Genomic DNA, 14,824 nt, shown 5'->3' with positions numbered 1-14,824 from the left:
GTCATGCCGCTCCGGAGATCTCTGGCTCGTTGGCGGGTTCGGGTTCGTCGGCGAGCCTGGCCAGGTCGGCTGCGCGGAAGGCGGTGCTCCAGACCCGTTGGAAGTAGTCCTGGGGGCGTCGCAGGTCCAGCGTCAGGGCTTCCTCCAGCAGGCCCATGCCGGCAAGGGCCCGTTCCAGGCCGTCGATCGCGCGGGCGGTCGGCTCGAACAGCTTGTGGAGGTAGTCCGCCGTGGTGTCGTCCGGTGCGCGCTCGGCGATGGAGCGCCACTGCTGCTGCTTGCGGCGCCAGTAGACGAGGTCAGCTCCGGACAGGACGAACTTGTCGCAGTTCTCGCAGTCCAGGTTCCAGGGGCAGGCACCGCCGTCGACGACCGGCTGGAAGGTGCAGAGTCCGCCTTCCGCGGGGGTGCTGCGACGGCTGAGGTCCAGGGCCAGGGCCATGGCCTCGTGCTGGGTGAGGGGCTGGTCACCGGTCAGCAGTTCGCCTGGGGAGGATGAGCCGGGGCCGGCCACCCAGACCGCTTGCAGGACGTCTTCGAGGTCGGAGTTGGCGACCTTCGCGTAGTGCTCTGCCATGCGGTCGGAGACCTGGCCGAGGTAGCGACGGATGTGGGCGAGGGAGGCGCCCTGGCGAAGGAGTTTGGTGGCCATGGTGTGCCGGGCCTGGTGGGCGACGACGGCGCCGAGGTCGAGGGTGTCGACCCAGCCGGAGAAGCTGATCTGGAAGTGTCCGTAGGACAGTGACTTCTGGCGATTCGCGTTACACACCGGCGAGGGAAACAGGGCGAGCTTGGTGCGCTCGTCCCGGGTCGGCATCCGCCCGTGGTGTTCTTCGAAACGCTGGAGCGTCTTGGTCTGGCGCTGTTCCAGCTTCTCGAAGAGGTATTCCGGGATCCGGATCGCGTCGTTGTAGTTCCTGACCTTCGTCTGGTCGTGCCAGAGGAGCGGGAGGCCGCCGTAGCGCCCGATGCAGTCCAGGCGGAGCTTGACCACCTCGCTGCAACGCCGGCCGGTGAAGACGATGGTCTCCCAGATGTCGCGCAGGCCGAAGTCCTGGGAGTCGAAGCGGAACGCGAACTGCTGGAGGTTCTCCTCGTCGGCCAAGGCCCGGGCGACGTCGTCGGTGAACGGGTTTCGGGAGATCTTGGGATCCGTTCCGCCGGTGGGCATGGCGGTGATGAAGATCCGGGGCAGTCCGATCGCTTCCGATTGCCCGGTTTCCAGGGCCCAGTAGAGGAGCTTGTGGAGTCCGTTGAAGGTCATCCGCCGCTGGGTGCTGGTAACGATCGTCGCCTTGCCGGTGGCGGACTGGAACAGCCCCAGCGAGGGGAGCCCTTCGCGTTCGCGGTGGCGCATGTCCGCCACAAACGCCTCGGTGTGCTTCTCAGTCAGGACCTCCGGACCCGAGTCGGCTTGCGGGACCTCGGCGGCGAGGAAGGTGCCGAGCTGGATGACCGAGCGGCGAGCGGTGTCGAAGGGGCCTCGGGTCCGCGGGCATTTCTGGGATCTCAGCTGGGCTGCCATGTACTCCCAGAGCAAGTCGCGGAGCCACCGCTGCGGAATGGACGTGAGGTCCATGTAGCTGGACGCGCCTTGAAACTGGCGCCCGAAGTGGACTGTCTCGATGAAGCCGACTTCCTTCGTGTCGTCCTGGGTGAAGTAGATCTTCCGCAGGCTCTCACGGATCTCCCGGATGATCATCCTCTGGTGCGACGGCAGGCTGGCGACCTTCGGGTGCTCCCGCTCGGCGAACGACTTGATGCCGAGGTTCATGCAGGCCCGGACGGTGCGCTGGATGGAGCCGATGGTCCAGCGGCTGGGCTGAGCCTGCTGGTAGTGGTCGAACAGGCCCCACTGCAGTTCCGCGGCGGCGAGTTTGGGCAGTCCTTCCAGGCTGATGCAGCCGGTGACCAGGACTGGCCTGGACTTCTCGCACCATCGCTGGAACTGGCTCTCGTCGTCAAAGCAGACGACTGGCGGTCGGCCAGTGCGCGCGTAGTCAATTGCCCAGCTCCTGGTGAGGCGGGCGCCGCCGGGCCGGTTGCTCTCCATGTAGCGGCCGTAGTGGCGGTAGCACAGGCCCAAAGGCGACGCGGCCGGCTCCTCACAGATCACGACCTTGCAGGTGCCGTAGCCGGCGCCGGGGCGCTGGGTCATGCACCAGTCCTCCAGTGGAGGCATGTCGGCGTCCACCCATTTGGAGTAGTGCGACCCGCAGAGGGGAGGCTCCTGCCTGATGGTCCCGCGATCGGGGCAGATCAGGCACCGTTGCCGCTGTTGTCCGACCGCGACTGGCGCCGGGGTCGCCTCCAGGAGGAACTGCGGCTTGCTGATGCCGGCCGCCTTGGCCTGCCGCCACTCCTCGTAGTGCCGGTTGCAGAGGAGGCTGCTCTCGTTCTTCGTGCGCCCGCACTGGGGGACCTGGCATCCCCATCCGAGGTGGGGATGGTCGCGGGGCAGACGCAGGACGTCGCCCCGCAGAGCAGGGTCGAAGTTCGGTGCGCTGATCAGCGCTTCGAGCAGTTCGAGCCGGTCACGCCACTCACGGGCGGGGACGTCGTGGCTCAGCAGCTTCAGGCGCGGTTCCGCCGGCTTGTCGTGTTCGCTCGCCAGGCGCGTCCGGGCGCTCGTCACAGACCCCACGTCCTCTCCAGCGCGGCAGCGAAAACCGGATCATGAACATCGACATGGCCGTAGACCTCGTCGACCATGGCCGCAGACCTCCAGCCGCCGGCCTCCTTGGCGATCATCGCGTTGCCCTTCGCCGCGTCCAGCACCTCGGACGTGAAGGTGTGCCTGAACTCCTTCGGCAGGACCTTGTCGAACTTCAGGCGGATACCGGCGTGCTTCAGCATGCTGCGGACGGCCGCGGTAGCCAGCGGGTCGCCGGCCTTCGGGCCCTGGAGCTGGACCAGCAGCATGCCGTGGCGGGCCTGGCGCGGGTACTGGGTGGTCATGTAGTCGAAGTGGGTATGGATCATGCCGGGGCTGGCGCGGCGGACGGTTCCGCCGCGCACGATGCCGTTGTTCACCTCCCAGGCGTCCTTGACTTTGACGCGGCTGCGGTTCGTGTTCGTCTCGCGATGGCAGATGTGGACGTGGGGTTCCCTGCACTCACCGCAGTCCGCGTTCTTGCGAAGGTGCAGGTCAACCAGGTGGAGCCCGCAGAGCTCGCCAACGCGGAAGCCTCCGTCACCCAGCCAGCTGACGATCATCCGGTCGCGCGCCCAGCGGAGCGTCCCGGGCAGGCTCTGCTTCGCGCCCTCCGGCAGCATCTTGGGATGGCGGCGGCGCACCTTCCCGTTCGGCGCGATCGGGTTGGCGGGCATCGACGTCAAGGTGTGCCCAAGGAAGGCCCTTCGCCGATCGGCCGTTGTCGGAAGCCGATTCCGGTCCAGGGCTTCACCGAGTTCCGTGTTCACTCCCCGGTTCGCCAGGTGCACGTAGAAGCCCTTCAGGCAGGCGGCCGCGACCTCCAGCGTGCTCTGGCGGTACGGCTTCTTGTCCGAGCGCCAGGGCTGTCCGAACGGGCCCGGATACTCCGCCCCGACCGCCCCCATGTATCGCTCAAGGTCAGCGAACGTGATGGTCGGGAAGTCGAGGCACTCCATCACCAGCCACCGAAGGTGATCGACGAGCAGGTAGGCGTACGTCCGGCTGGTACCGGCGGTCAGTGACCTGAGGTAGGCGTCCGGGACCTTGTGGATCGCTCCGTCCGGTTCCAGGACGGTGTACTCGACCCGGCCATCACCCCGGATCACCTCCTGTACACGGATGTCCCCGATGACCAGTCCCTGCCGCACCCGAGGTCCCTTCGCTCACGTGCCGTACATCAGCATCGTGTGCGGTTAGCCGAGCAAAATGCCGCTAGAAACGATCGAAAACGAACATTCCATACACATGGACTACAGGTTGATTAAGTCCAGGAAGAGCACGCCCCGGTGGGCCAGCGACACCGCCCCCGGTCTCGGCAGACCGCTGCCGCCGCCGACGATGGCCGGCATCGTCGTGGAGTGGTGCGGGGCGCAGTAGGGAGCGGTGTCGATCAGTGGGCGCCCGGCCGGGAGCAACCCCGCCACCGAGTGGACGGCGGTGACCTCCAGGGCCTCCTTCTGGGTCAGCGGCGGGAGCAGCGCGGGCAACCGCTCCGCCAGCATCGTCTTGCCCGCGCCCGGTGGGCCCTTCAGGTAGAGGTGGTGTCCTCCGGCGGCGGCGATCTCCAGGGCCCGCCGGGCCTCGTACTGGCCGGCCACGTCGGCCATGTCGAGCCGGGCCGTCCGGTCGTCGGGCAGGCCCCGCACACCCGCGCAGGGCAGCATCAGCCCGGCCATCAGCGGATCCGGCCGGCCGCCGATCGGGTCGGGCGGCTCCTCCGGTGCCGTCGTGCCGGTCAGGATGGCGACGAGCTGGCGCAGGCTGCGGACGCCGATCACCGTCACCCCGGGGACGAGCGAGGCCTCGGGCGCGGTCTGCTCGGCGACCACGACCCGCTCGTAACCGGCGTCGGCGGCGGCCAGCACCGACGGCAGCACCCCTCTGACCGGCCGCACCCGGCCGTCCAGCCCCAGCTCGCCGATGACCAGCAGGTCGGCGATGGCGGAGGGGTCGAGCCGTTCGGCGGCGGCCAGCACGGCGCAGGCCACCGCGAGGTCGAAGCCGCTGCCGCTCTTGGGCACCGAGGCGGGGCTGAGGCCGACCGTCAGCTTGCGCTGCGGCCAGGCCTCGCCGCTGTTCACCACCGCGGCACGGACCCGGTCGCGGGCTTCGGTGAGCGCCTTGTCGGGCAGGCCGACCAGGGTGAACGCGGCCACCCCGGGCTCCAGATCGGCCTGGACCTCGACGATCACTCCGTCGACGCCGACCAGCGCGACGGAACAGGTGCGGGCGAAGGCCATCTCAGACCACCCCCCGCAGGTGGTCGACCAGGGCCGCACCCCGCGCCCGGTTGACCACCGCGACCAGGTCGATCCGCACCCCGCCCGGTGGGGCGGGCGGCCATTGCGGATCAGTGGGCCCCGGGTCGTAGCCGGGCCCGGCCAGTTCGGCGAAGTGACCGGGCCAGCGCTCGGCCATCCAGCGCTCGGCCAGGCGTTGCAGCCGGGCGGCCTTGGCCCGGTCGATGGCCTCGGTGGGCTGCTGGAAGCCCCGCTCGGAGCGGGTCTTCACCTCGCAGACCGCCACGGTGTCGCCGTCGAGGGCGACGATGTCCAGCTCGCCCTCGACGCAGCGCCAGTTGCGGTCCAGGATGCGGAGCCCGGCCTCCGCGAGTCGGCGGGCGGCGACCCGTTCCCCGTAGCGGCCGAGCCCGTTCTTGGTGCTGCGGTCCGGGATCGCCCGCGGGGCCTTCCCGGCTGCGGCCGCGTCCGGTACTGCCCGGTCCGGTACGGCCTGGTCCTGCACGACGGTGTGCTGCATGGTGACCACCTCCGCGGAGGAGGCTGCACCAATGCGCACGACGAGGCCCGGGAATTACCGTCCCCTGTGGATAACCCCAACTTGTCGACAATTCTTGTCACCCGCAGGGGTGAAGAGGTCCGTTCCCGCGAAATTCGGCTGGACAACGCGGGACGGAGTCGTCCAACGTCAGCTCCCGAAGCCGGACTCGTCCGAGGGCAGCTCCAGATCGCTCTTCGCGAGTTCCTCGATGTTCACGTCCTTGAAGGTCAGCACCCGGACCTTGCGGACGAACCGGGCCGGCCGGTACATGTCCCAGACCCACGCATCCGCCATCGACACCTCGAAGAACACCTCGCCCTGGACCGAGTGCACCTGCAGCTCGTAGTCGTTGGTGAGGTAGAACCGTCGCTCGGTCTCGATCACGTACTTGAACAGGCCGACGACGTCCCGGTACTCCCGGTAGAGCTTGAGCTCCATCTCGGTCTCGTACTTCTCGAGATCTTCGGCACTCATCCAGGCGTCCCCTCATTTGTCACGTCCACCCATTGTGGACCACCGCACCCACGGTCAGAGCCGTACCGGATCCACCGGCGGGCCCTCGGCCAGCAGCCGCTCCAGGAAGTCCACCAGTCCGACCGGATAGACCGTCTCCGCGGTCCCCCTCAGTTCCTCGACCGTCCACCAGCGCGCCGCGAGCAGCTGGGCGTGCTCGTCCGCGCCCATGCCCGAGTGGTCCAGGCCCGTCTCCGTGGTCCGGGCCAGGTGGAACCACTGCTCCTGCTCGTAACGCTGTCCCTGAAAGGAGAACGACACCGTGCCGTACGCCACCAAGGGCCCCAGGTCCACACCCCGGAGGCCGGTCTCCTCGGCGAGCTCCCGCTCGGCGGCCGCGCGCACGTCCTCCCCCGACTCCAAGCCGCCCCCGGGCGTGAACCACCACGTCTCCTCCGGGGTGACCGGGTCGGCCCCCTGGAAGAGGAGGATGCGGTCCAGCCCGTCCAGCAGCAGGATCCGCGCCGCCCTGCGACGCCGTGCTGTCATGGCAGCGCTCCACGCTCCTTCCGTTCGCATCGGTGGCGCTACCGATCCTGCCACCCGGCGCGGCCGTCCGGGGCGATGTTCGGCAGAGCGGCCGGCCGGGCGACGGTCCCGCTCAGGAGCTGCGCCTCCGGATCCGCCGGGCCAGGCCCGCCACCCCTCCCACCGCCGAGGTCACGAGGATCAGCGCCGCGCCCGCGACGGAGGCGAAGGCGAAAGGCCCCAGCGGCCCCGGCTGCGAGGCCTTCGGGCCCGCGAAGCCGTCGAAGTCCGTGACCCGGTCGAGCAGGCCCGTCCGGTCGAAGGGCAGCACGGTGGCTTCGACCCTGGCCTCCACGGCGTCGGCCGGGACGGTCCCGCCGTCGACCTCCAGGTGGGTCCGGGAGTCCAGCGAGCCCACCCGGTTGTCACCGAGCAGGAACAGCCGGCCCTGCGGCACCGTCACGCTGAACGAATCGCCCTGGCGGCCCTGCGTCGCGAGGTAGGGCTCCTCCACCGGCTGCCCGTTGACCGTCAGCCGGTGCTCGGCCCCGGTGGTGGCGACGGTGTCCCCGCCGACCGCGACCACCCGCTTGACCATGAGTTCGCTGCCCCAGGCCTGGTCCCGGAAGACCACCACGTCGCCCCGCCCGACGTCGCCGCCGCCGACCTTGCGGGCGAGCACGGTGTCCCCGATGCGCAGCGTCGGGTGCATCGAGGCGGTGGGGATCTTGTACGGCCGGTAGTCGATCGCGATCAGGGCGAAGCCGCCGATCATCAGCACCAGTCCGAGCGCCAGCGCGACGCCCTGCAGCACCGCGGCCGGCCGGCGGCCCGCACGGGCGGGCGCGCTCGGGTGGTCGACCGTCTGCTCCACGACACCGCTCATCAGAACCGTCCACCTCTGGCCGACCGGAGATCACCACTGGCACGCCGGAGGCACGGGCGGAGAAGCCGACGGGCCGTGGCACGTCCGAGCAGATTACTCGTCGGTACCACGGCCCGCGCAAGAGCCGGGGGCAACCCGGTGGAACACGATCCGGTGGAGCTCAGGACTCCTTGCGGCGCTCCGCGCGACCCCGCACCCGACGCACCAGCGGGAGCAGGGCGACGGCCCCCACCGCACCGGCCACGGGGGGCGCCATCGGCGCGGCCGCCGCCAGGCCCTTCTGGTCGAAGGTGTCCGGCACCGGCAGCGTCGACCAGTGGCCGACCGGCCAGGCCACCACGAAGGCGCGCCCGATCACGTTGTCCACCGGGACGGTGCCGCCACCCGGCTGGTCCATGTGGAAGCGGGAATCCAGCGAGTTGGCGCGGTGGTCGCCCATCACCCAGATCCGGTCCTTGGGCACCTTGACCGGGCCGAACGGACGGTCGCCGCAGGGGGTGTTGCCCTGGTAGACGTACGGCTCGTCGAGCGCGACGCCGTTGACCTTGACCGGCCCCTCGCCCTCGCACTCGACGGTGTCCCCGCCGACCGCGATGACCCGCTTGATCAGGTCCTTCTCGTTGGCCGAGGGCATCAGGCCGACGAAGCTGAGCACGTCCTGCACGCCGCGCAGGACGGAGTTGCTGCTCTGCTGGGTCGGCTCGTCGTTCAGCCAGCCGCCCGGGTCGTGGAACACCACGACCTCACCACGCTCGGGTTCGGCCCCGAACCAGGGGGTCAGCTTGTCCACCAGGACGCGATCGCCGACCTGCAGCGTGTTCTGCATCGACTCCGACGGAATGGAGAACGCCTGGACGAAGAAGGTCTTGATCACCAGCGCGAGGACCAGCGCGATGCCGACCAGGATCGGCAGTTCCTTCCAGAACGACCGCGGCTTGCGCGGCTTGGCCGGAGCCTCCGACTCCGACCCGTCCGCGGGCTCGGCCCCCGGGTGCGGGGAGTCCGGGGGGTCCTCCGAACCGGTGCCACCCTGCCCGTCGGCGGTCTGCGCCGCCGCGTCCTCGACCGAGGCCGAGGAGGACGCGGACTCGGCGGACCGGTCCGCCCGACGGCCCGGACCCTCGGGCTCTCCGGCGCCTGACCGGGCGCCGATCACCAAATCCCCCACAACGTCTCCTCCCTGCTGTGCGGACGCCCGCGCGCCCGCGCTCAGAGTGCCGCACAGCGGGCACCACGCTCACCTCGACCATGAACGCCTCAGGGCTGCCCACCGCGGACTCCCCTGACACCAGCACAGCCTCGGCCCACGGCCGGGAGCACTCCCGGCCGCACCTGCACTTCTCTATCACTCCGAGGCATCCGGCTCGCGGTCCCACACGCGAGGCCTGTCCGGTCGGCGGCCGGCGCGGCTCACTCCGGAGGCCGCCCGGACCGGCGAACCACGAGCGGAAGGATGCCCAACACCCCCATAACGAGCGGTGGTTCCACAGGAACCGGCCCAACGCCCACCGATCCCGCGGCAGTTCCACCGGCCTGCGGCATCCGTGAGAGAGAGGAGAGTGAACTCGGCGCATCGAGTTGATGGAAGCGGTCCAGCGGCCAGGCGATCACGAACGCGCGACCGACCACGTCGCCCAACGGGATCGTCCCCTGTCCCGGATTGCCCATGTGGAAACGGGAGTCGGCGGAGACGTCCCGGTGGTCGCCCATGACCCACAGCCGCCCCCGCGGCACCAGCACCTTGAAGGTCTGCCGGGACGGCGGGTTGCCCGGCGCGAGGTAGGGCTCCTCCACCGGACGGCCGTTGACGCTGAGGCGCCCCTGCGCGTCGCAGCACTCGACGGTGTCCCCGCCGACGCCGATCACCCGCTTGATCAGGTCCTGCTCGTCGTCGGAGGGCAGCAGTCCGACGAAGGTCAGCACCTGCTTGGTCACGCCCAGCACCGGGCCCTCGTCGGACGGCTCGTGGTCGCGCTCCAGCCAGCCGCCCGGATCCTTGAACACCACGATGTCACCGCGCTGCGGCTCACTGCCGAACCAGGGGGTCAGCTTGTCCACCATCACCCGGTCCCCGATCAGGATGGTCTGCTCCATCGAGCCCGAGGGGATCACGAACACCTGGACCAGGAAGGTCTTCAACACCAGCGCCACCAGCAGGGCCACCAGGACGATCAGCGGCACCTCGCGCACCAGCGAACGCTTGCGCCGGCGGGCCGCCTTGCGGGCACTGCGCCGTCGCTCGGCCCGGCCACGGGCCGGCCGGGCCCCGGTCGGGCCACTGCTTGCCGCGCCGCCCCCTCCCGTTCCCCTCGCGGACGGTCCCCCGGCGGCCCGCCGGCCGGCACCCGACGGCTCCGCGGCGGGACGGTCGGCGAGCCGTCCCTTACCCCTGCTCCCCATGACCGCCCGTTCCCCCCATCACGGCGAAGGCCGCGGGCCGTTCCAGACTGGTCCAGCGCGAGAACGGGTAGACCACCCAGTCCGCCCGCCCGATCACCTTCTCCTCGGGCACGAAGCCGCCACCGGGCTCGCCGAGGTGGTCGCGGGAGTCCCGGGAGGCGCTGCGGTGGTCACCCATCACCCACAGCTCGCCGGCCGGCACGACGACGTCGAACGCCACGCGCGACGGGTCGTCGCCCGGGGACAGGTAGGAGGTCTCGTCGACCGGCACGCCGTTGACGGTGATCGGCGCACCCGGGCCGGTGCTGGTCACCCGGTCCCCGCCGACGCCGATCACCCGCTTGACGTAGACGGTGTCCCCGGCCGGCGCGAGGCCGAGGTCCTGGGCGAAGGAGCGCAGGCCGTCCCAGAAGCCCGACGGCTTCGCCGACTCGCGCAGGAAGGAGCCCGTCCCGTCGAAGACCACGACGTCGCCCCGCTGGGGGTGGCCGCCGAAGGCGTAGGCGAGCTGGTTCGCGACCAGCCGGTCGCCCGGGCGCAGGGTCTCCTCCATCGACCCGGAGGGCACCGCGAACGGACGCGCGACGAAGGCGTTCACCAGCAGCAGGGCCGTCAGGCAGATCCCGACCAACAGCAGCAGGTCCCGCGAACGCGAGTGCCCCGGATCCTCGTCCTGGTCCGGGCCGTCCTCGCCGGAGCCGTCGGTCTGTTCCGGATCCTCGGCGTGCTCGGGCCCGTCGCCGCGCTCCGGGCGCTCGACGCCGTCCGCCGCCGCATCGCCGCCGGCCCCACCGGAGACGACCCCACCGGAGACGGTCGCACCGGAGACGGCCGCGGGATCGCCCCCGGTAACGACCGCGGACCGCGACAGCGAGTCCGCACCGGTGGGTGCGGGACTGCCGTCGCGGTCCGCGGGTGGTTCATGCGTGCTCATCGGGGGGTGAGCTTACCTTGCGGCCGTTCGGCCCCCTCCGAGCGTTCCGATCCCCCGGCGAGGCCGGGGGCCGGTGGATCAGCGGTCGCGCTTCTCCTTGATCTTCGCGGCCTTGCCGCGGAGGTCACGCAGGTAGTACAGCTTGGCGCGGCGAACCGCACCGCGGGTCACGACCTCGATCTTCTCGACGACCGGGGTGTGCACCGGGAAGGTGCGCTCCACGCCGACGTTGAAGCTGACCTTGCGGACGGTGAAGGTCTCACCGATACCGGCGCCGTGGCGACGGATGACGACGCCCTGGAAGACCTGGACACGGGAGCGGTTGCCCTCGATGACCCGGACGTGAACCTTCAGGGTGTCACCGGCGCGGAAGGCCGGAATGTCGCTACGCAGCGAGGCCGCGTCGACAGCAGCGAGCTTGTTGCTCATGTTGCTCTCCATCGCGGGCGCCACGGGCCGCCCACGGAAAGTCGTCTCAATGGGATGTGCTGCGGGCCGCTTCGGCTGACGACGATCCCCCCGTGGCGGGGGCGCCGGTCCACGTGCCCCCTACGGAAGGGGACCAGCGACAGACAACAGCGGCCTATTCTTCCACATCACCGGCCACGGACCGAAATCGGCCGAGCCGCTCGTCCCAGGCCAGGCCGAGGATGCTCAGCGCCTCGCGCTCCTTCTTGTCGAAGGAGCCGTACTGCCAGCGCTCGACCAGGTCGGGCCGGTTGGCCAGGGTCCGGGCGAAGGCCTGCTCGCGGCGCCAGCGGGCGATCTTGCCGTGGTTGCCGCTGAGCAGCACGTCCGGCACCGTGCGGCCGCGCCACTCGGCGGGCTTGGTGTAGACCGGGCCCTCCAGAAGGTCGGCCATCGCGCCCGGCGCGAAGGAGTCGTCGCGGTGGGACTCGGCGTTGCCGAGCACCCCGGGCAGCAGCCGGGCGATCGCCTCGACCATCACCAGCACGGCGACCTCGCCGCCGGCCAGCACGTAGTCGCCGATCGAGGCCTCGACCACCGGCATCCGGGTGGCCGCCTCCTCGATCACCCGGCGGTCGATGCCCTCGTACCGGGCGGGAGTGAAGGCCAGCCAGGGGCGGCCGGCCAGTTCCTGGGCGAGCTCCTGGGTGAACGGGCGCCCGCTCGGGGTCGGCACGACCAGGGTGGGCACCTGCCCCTCGGGGCCGGCGGCGACCACCGCGTCCAGCGCCTCGCCCCACGGCTCGGGCTTCATCACCATGCCGGGGCCGCCGCCGTACGGGCTGTCGTCGACCGTGCGGTGCACGTCGTGGGTCCACCCGCGCAGGTCGTGGATGTGCACGTCCAGCTGGCCGCGGGCGCGGGCCTTGCCGACCAACGAGACGTCCAGCGGCTCCAGGTACTCGGGGAAGATCGTGACGACGTCGATCCGCATGCCGCTCTGCACGCCGCCGGAACCGGCGCCGCCGGACACCGCGCCGCCCGAACCGGCCGCGCCGCCGGAAACAGCCGCGCCGCTCGAACCAGCCGCGTCGCCCGCCCCGGCGTTCTCCTCGACGGTCACTTCGACTCCTCCGAGCCCTCGGCGTCCTCCGAGCCCTCGGCCCCCTCGGCCGAGGAGCTCCCCGCGACCTCGGCCCGCTCCGGGTCGATCAGCCCGGCCGGCGGGGTGATCACGGCGCGCTGGTTCTCCAGGTCGATGGTCGGCACGATCTGGGTGACGAACGGCACCAGCACCTCCGTCCCGTCGGCCTTCCGGACGGTGAGCAGGTCCTGGTACGGCAGGTGGACGACCTCGGTCAGCTCGCCGACCGGGGTGCCGTCGAGCAGCACCACGTCCAGGCCGATCAGCTGGTGGTCGTAGTACTCCTCCGGGTCCTCGGGGCTCTCCTCCGGGTCGACCTCGGAGATGAGCAGGGTGCCGCGCAGGGCCTCGGCCGCGTTGCGGTCCTTGACACCGGCGAAGCGCAGCAGCAGCCGGCCGCTGTGCACCCGGCCGGACTCGACGGTCAGCGGTCCGACGGACGCGGGGTCGGTGAGTACGACGGCACCGGGGCCGAGCCGGAGTTCCGGCTCGTCGGTGCGGACCTCGACACTGACGTCCCCCCTGATGCCGTGGGCACGGCCGATCCTGCCGACGACGAGCTGCACGGTGATCGTTCTCCTGGAGTTCCTGAGCCGAAACGAAAAGCGACGGGCTGCGAAGCGATGGTGCGACGGAAATGCGAACGGAAATGCGAAAAGGCCGACCGGGACGACATGCGTCCCGGTCGGCCTCACAAGCCCTGACGGCTGAACGAGCAGCAGCGTCAGCGAATGTTGTCCACGTCGACCAGGTCGACCCGGACGTTGCGACCGCCGAGGGCGCCGACCACGGTGCGCAGAGCGCGCGCCGTACGGCCGCCCCGGCCGATCACCTTGCCGAGGTCATCGGGGTGCACCCGCACCTCGATGGTGTTACCCCGACGCAGGTTGCGCGAGCGCACCTGCACCTCGTCGGGGTGCTCGACGATGCCCTTCACCAGGTGGTCGAGGGCGTCCTCGATCACGATCAGGCCTCGGCAGCGGCGTCGGCCTCAGCCTCGGCCTTGTCCGACTTCTTGGCCTTCGGGGTGATGGCGACGCCGGTGGTGGCGTCCTCGAAGCCGGCGACGGCCTTCGCGAACAGGTGCGAGAAGTCCTCGACCTTCGGCTCGGCGACCTTCAGCGGCGCCGGGGCCGGCAGACCCTTGAACTTCTGCCAGTCGCCGGTCAGCTTCAGGATGGCGAGAACCGGCTCGGTCGGCTGGGCGCCGACGGACAGCCAGTACTGGGCGCGGTCGCTGTCGACCTCGATCTTCGAGGGGTTGTAGGTCGGCTGGTAGATGCCGATCTCCTCGATCGCGCGGCCGTCACGCTTGGTGCGGGCGTCGGCGACGACGATGCGGTAGTGCGGGGAGCGAATCTTGCCGAGACGCTTCAGCTTGATCTTGACTGCCACGGGAGTGGATTCTCCTGGTGTTGACGTGGGTGAACGGGCTCGCCATCGCGTGGGGTTGCGCGGCGGACCGTTCAAGGGACACGCCAGCCGTAGGAGAGAGGGGTCCTGCTCGGCTGCCGAGTACTCAGCTGTCCATTCTGCCACATCGGCGAGAACCGCCTGTACGCGGGACCGGGCGCCCGGTCAGGGCTCGACCGGGAGCCCCCGCTCCCGGTCCAACCCGAAGACATCACCGCTGTCCTGCCGTACCACTCACTCTTCACTGCCCAGGAGCTCCCAGGCTCGAGAGTTCAAGAGCCCAAGGGCCCAAGCCGCGACGCCGTGCCGCTCATTCCGGCGGGACGGCTGCCCGCACAGCAGCCCGCCGGGACGTCGGCGCCGACTACGCGATCTTGAACGGCTGCTGGCACGCCCCGCAGACGATGGACGCCTGCGCGAGCACCGACGGGACGACCCGGACGTTGCGCCCGCAACCGCAGACCGCCTTGACCCGCACGCCGCCCCCGGAGGAGCCGTGCCGGGCCGCCGGGCCGCGGAAGGCGCGCGTCGCGCCGTCGCCGGCCACCGCCTCCTGGTGCGCCCCGAGGGCACGGTCCAGGCGCTCGATGGTCTCGGCGTACCGCTCCTGGGTCTCCTTGAGCATGGTCACCTGGGAGAAGCCGCTGCTCGCGTGCGGTTCGACCGGGTGCGCCAGGCCCAGCTCGGAAGCGAGCATCAGGAAGCGCCGGTTGTGGTAGCGGCCGGCCCGCGAGGTGTCCCGGATGTCCCGGGCCGCGGCCAGACCGTGGGCGGCCTCGTGGAGGAGGCGCTCGAATCCGAGCCGCGTCCCGCAGGCCGAGGAGGACTCTCCGATCAGCGCCTCGGGCGAGGCGAGGTCGGGGAGGTCCTGGTGGTAGGCCTGGATGTCGCTCCAGGCGGCGGCCAGTTCGGCCGCGAGAACGAGGGGCTGTGTCGTGCTCACGCTAGACCAACGATGGAGTGCGAGCCGATGTTCCGCATGTTCTCGTTCCCGGGGAATTCACAGGGAACTCCCAGGAATGCAAGGCCGCGCGCGAATTGCGCGTTCCGGATCTGACGCAAGACCAACCCCCTGCCGGTTTCGGCCCGTCGCAACGCCGACGGGCCTGCTGAATTCCGTCCGGGGGGCGGGCTGTCGCCACCCAGGACGTACGGCCCGTGGGCCTGCCGGATTGACAGGGCCACGGGCCGTACACCGTACCGCTATTCCGTTAATACCGG

At 70.6% G+C, this 14,824-nt stretch carries 15 protein-coding genes and 1 pseudogene; all 16 read right to left on the bottom strand.

All coding sequences use genetic code 11. The features are described from left to right. Position 1: 1 nt before the first annotated feature. Positions 2–2,635 (bottom strand): tyrosine-type recombinase/integrase, encoded by a 2,634-nt coding sequence (locus ACFY0X_RS30550; protein ID WP_387759385.1) that lies wholly within the window; start codon positions 2,633–2,635, stop codon positions 2–4. Further along, positions 2,632–3,804, bottom strand: a complete 1,173-nt coding sequence (locus ACFY0X_RS30545) for a tyrosine-type recombinase/integrase (RefSeq protein ID WP_387759383.1) — start codon at positions 3,802–3,804, stop codon at positions 2,632–2,634. The genes ACFY0X_RS30550 and ACFY0X_RS30545 overlap by 4 nt, the downstream gene beginning before the upstream one ends. A 117-nt stretch (positions 3,805–3,921) precedes the next feature. Continuing rightward, a pseudogene (locus ACFY0X_RS30540) lies at positions 3,922–4,896 on the bottom strand (YifB family Mg chelatase-like AAA ATPase); the annotation flags it as partial. Position 4,897: 1 nt separating this feature from the next. Further along, entirely contained in the window at positions 4,898–5,416 is a 519-nt protein-coding gene (locus ACFY0X_RS30535; RefSeq protein ID WP_387759381.1) for a YraN family protein, read from the bottom strand. A gap of 168 nt (positions 5,417–5,584) precedes the next feature. After that, positions 5,585–5,911, bottom strand: a complete 327-nt coding sequence (locus tag ACFY0X_RS30530) for a DUF2469 domain-containing protein (protein WP_188301739.1) — start codon at positions 5,909–5,911, stop codon at positions 5,585–5,587. A gap of 54 nt (positions 5,912–5,965) precedes the next feature. Next, positions 5,966–6,439: an NUDIX hydrolase gene (locus ACFY0X_RS30525; protein ID WP_387759380.1), complete on the bottom strand. Its 474-nt coding sequence runs from the start codon at positions 6,437–6,439 to the stop codon at positions 5,966–5,968. Between the two features lie 112 nt (positions 6,440–6,551). Further along, positions 6,552–7,304: a signal peptidase I gene (gene lepB / locus ACFY0X_RS30520; RefSeq protein WP_387759378.1), complete on the bottom strand. Its 753-nt coding sequence runs from the start codon at positions 7,302–7,304 to the stop codon at positions 6,552–6,554. 160 nt (positions 7,305–7,464) lie between these two features. Beyond that, on the bottom strand, positions 7,465–8,472 hold the full coding sequence (gene lepB / locus ACFY0X_RS30515; RefSeq protein WP_387759377.1) for a signal peptidase I: 1,008 nt from the start codon (positions 8,470–8,472) through the stop codon (positions 7,465–7,467). 242 nt (positions 8,473–8,714) lie between these two features. Beyond that, positions 8,715–9,494: a signal peptidase I gene (lepB, locus tag ACFY0X_RS30510; RefSeq protein WP_387759375.1), complete on the bottom strand. Its 780-nt coding sequence runs from the start codon at positions 9,492–9,494 to the stop codon at positions 8,715–8,717. Positions 9,495–9,687: 193 nt separating this feature from the next. Beyond that, on the bottom strand, positions 9,688–10,638 hold the full coding sequence (gene lepB, locus ACFY0X_RS30505; RefSeq protein ID WP_387759374.1) for a signal peptidase I: 951 nt from the start codon (positions 10,636–10,638) through the stop codon (positions 9,688–9,690). 78 nt (positions 10,639–10,716) lie between these two features. After that, positions 10,717–11,067 (bottom strand): 50S ribosomal protein L19, encoded by a 351-nt coding sequence (gene rplS / locus ACFY0X_RS30500; RefSeq protein ID WP_030306736.1) that lies wholly within the window; start codon positions 11,065–11,067, stop codon positions 10,717–10,719. Positions 11,068–11,221: 154 nt separating this feature from the next. After that, the gene (gene trmD, locus ACFY0X_RS30495) at positions 11,222–12,040 is read right to left on the bottom strand and encodes a tRNA (guanosine(37)-N1)-methyltransferase TrmD (protein WP_387759434.1); all 819 of its coding nucleotides are present in this window, start codon (positions 12,038–12,040) and stop codon (positions 11,222–11,224) included. A gap of 125 nt (positions 12,041–12,165) precedes the next feature. Further along, entirely contained in the window at positions 12,166–12,756 is a 591-nt protein-coding gene (gene rimM, locus ACFY0X_RS30490; RefSeq protein WP_387759372.1) for a ribosome maturation factor RimM, read from the bottom strand. A 158-nt stretch (positions 12,757–12,914) separates the two neighbouring features. Further along, complete coding sequence (locus ACFY0X_RS30485; RefSeq protein WP_030056773.1) at positions 12,915–13,154, bottom strand: RNA-binding protein; 240 nt, start codon at positions 13,152–13,154, stop codon at positions 12,915–12,917. A gap of 2 nt (positions 13,155–13,156) precedes the next feature. Further along, positions 13,157–13,585, bottom strand: a complete 429-nt coding sequence (gene rpsP, locus ACFY0X_RS30480) for a 30S ribosomal protein S16 (RefSeq protein ID WP_045700219.1) — start codon at positions 13,583–13,585, stop codon at positions 13,157–13,159. Positions 13,586–13,967: 382 nt separating this feature from the next. Further along, positions 13,968–14,546, bottom strand: a complete 579-nt coding sequence (locus ACFY0X_RS30475; protein ID WP_049650398.1) for a hypothetical protein — start codon at positions 14,544–14,546, stop codon at positions 13,968–13,970. Between the last annotated feature and the right edge of the window lie 278 nt (positions 14,547–14,824).

The sequence above is a fragment of the Kitasatospora sp. NPDC001547 genome, assembly GCF_042894165.1.
Classification (GTDB): domain Bacteria; phylum Actinomycetota; class Actinomycetes; order Streptomycetales; family Streptomycetaceae; genus Kitasatospora.
This window is presented reverse-complemented; position numbering and strand designations above follow the sequence as displayed.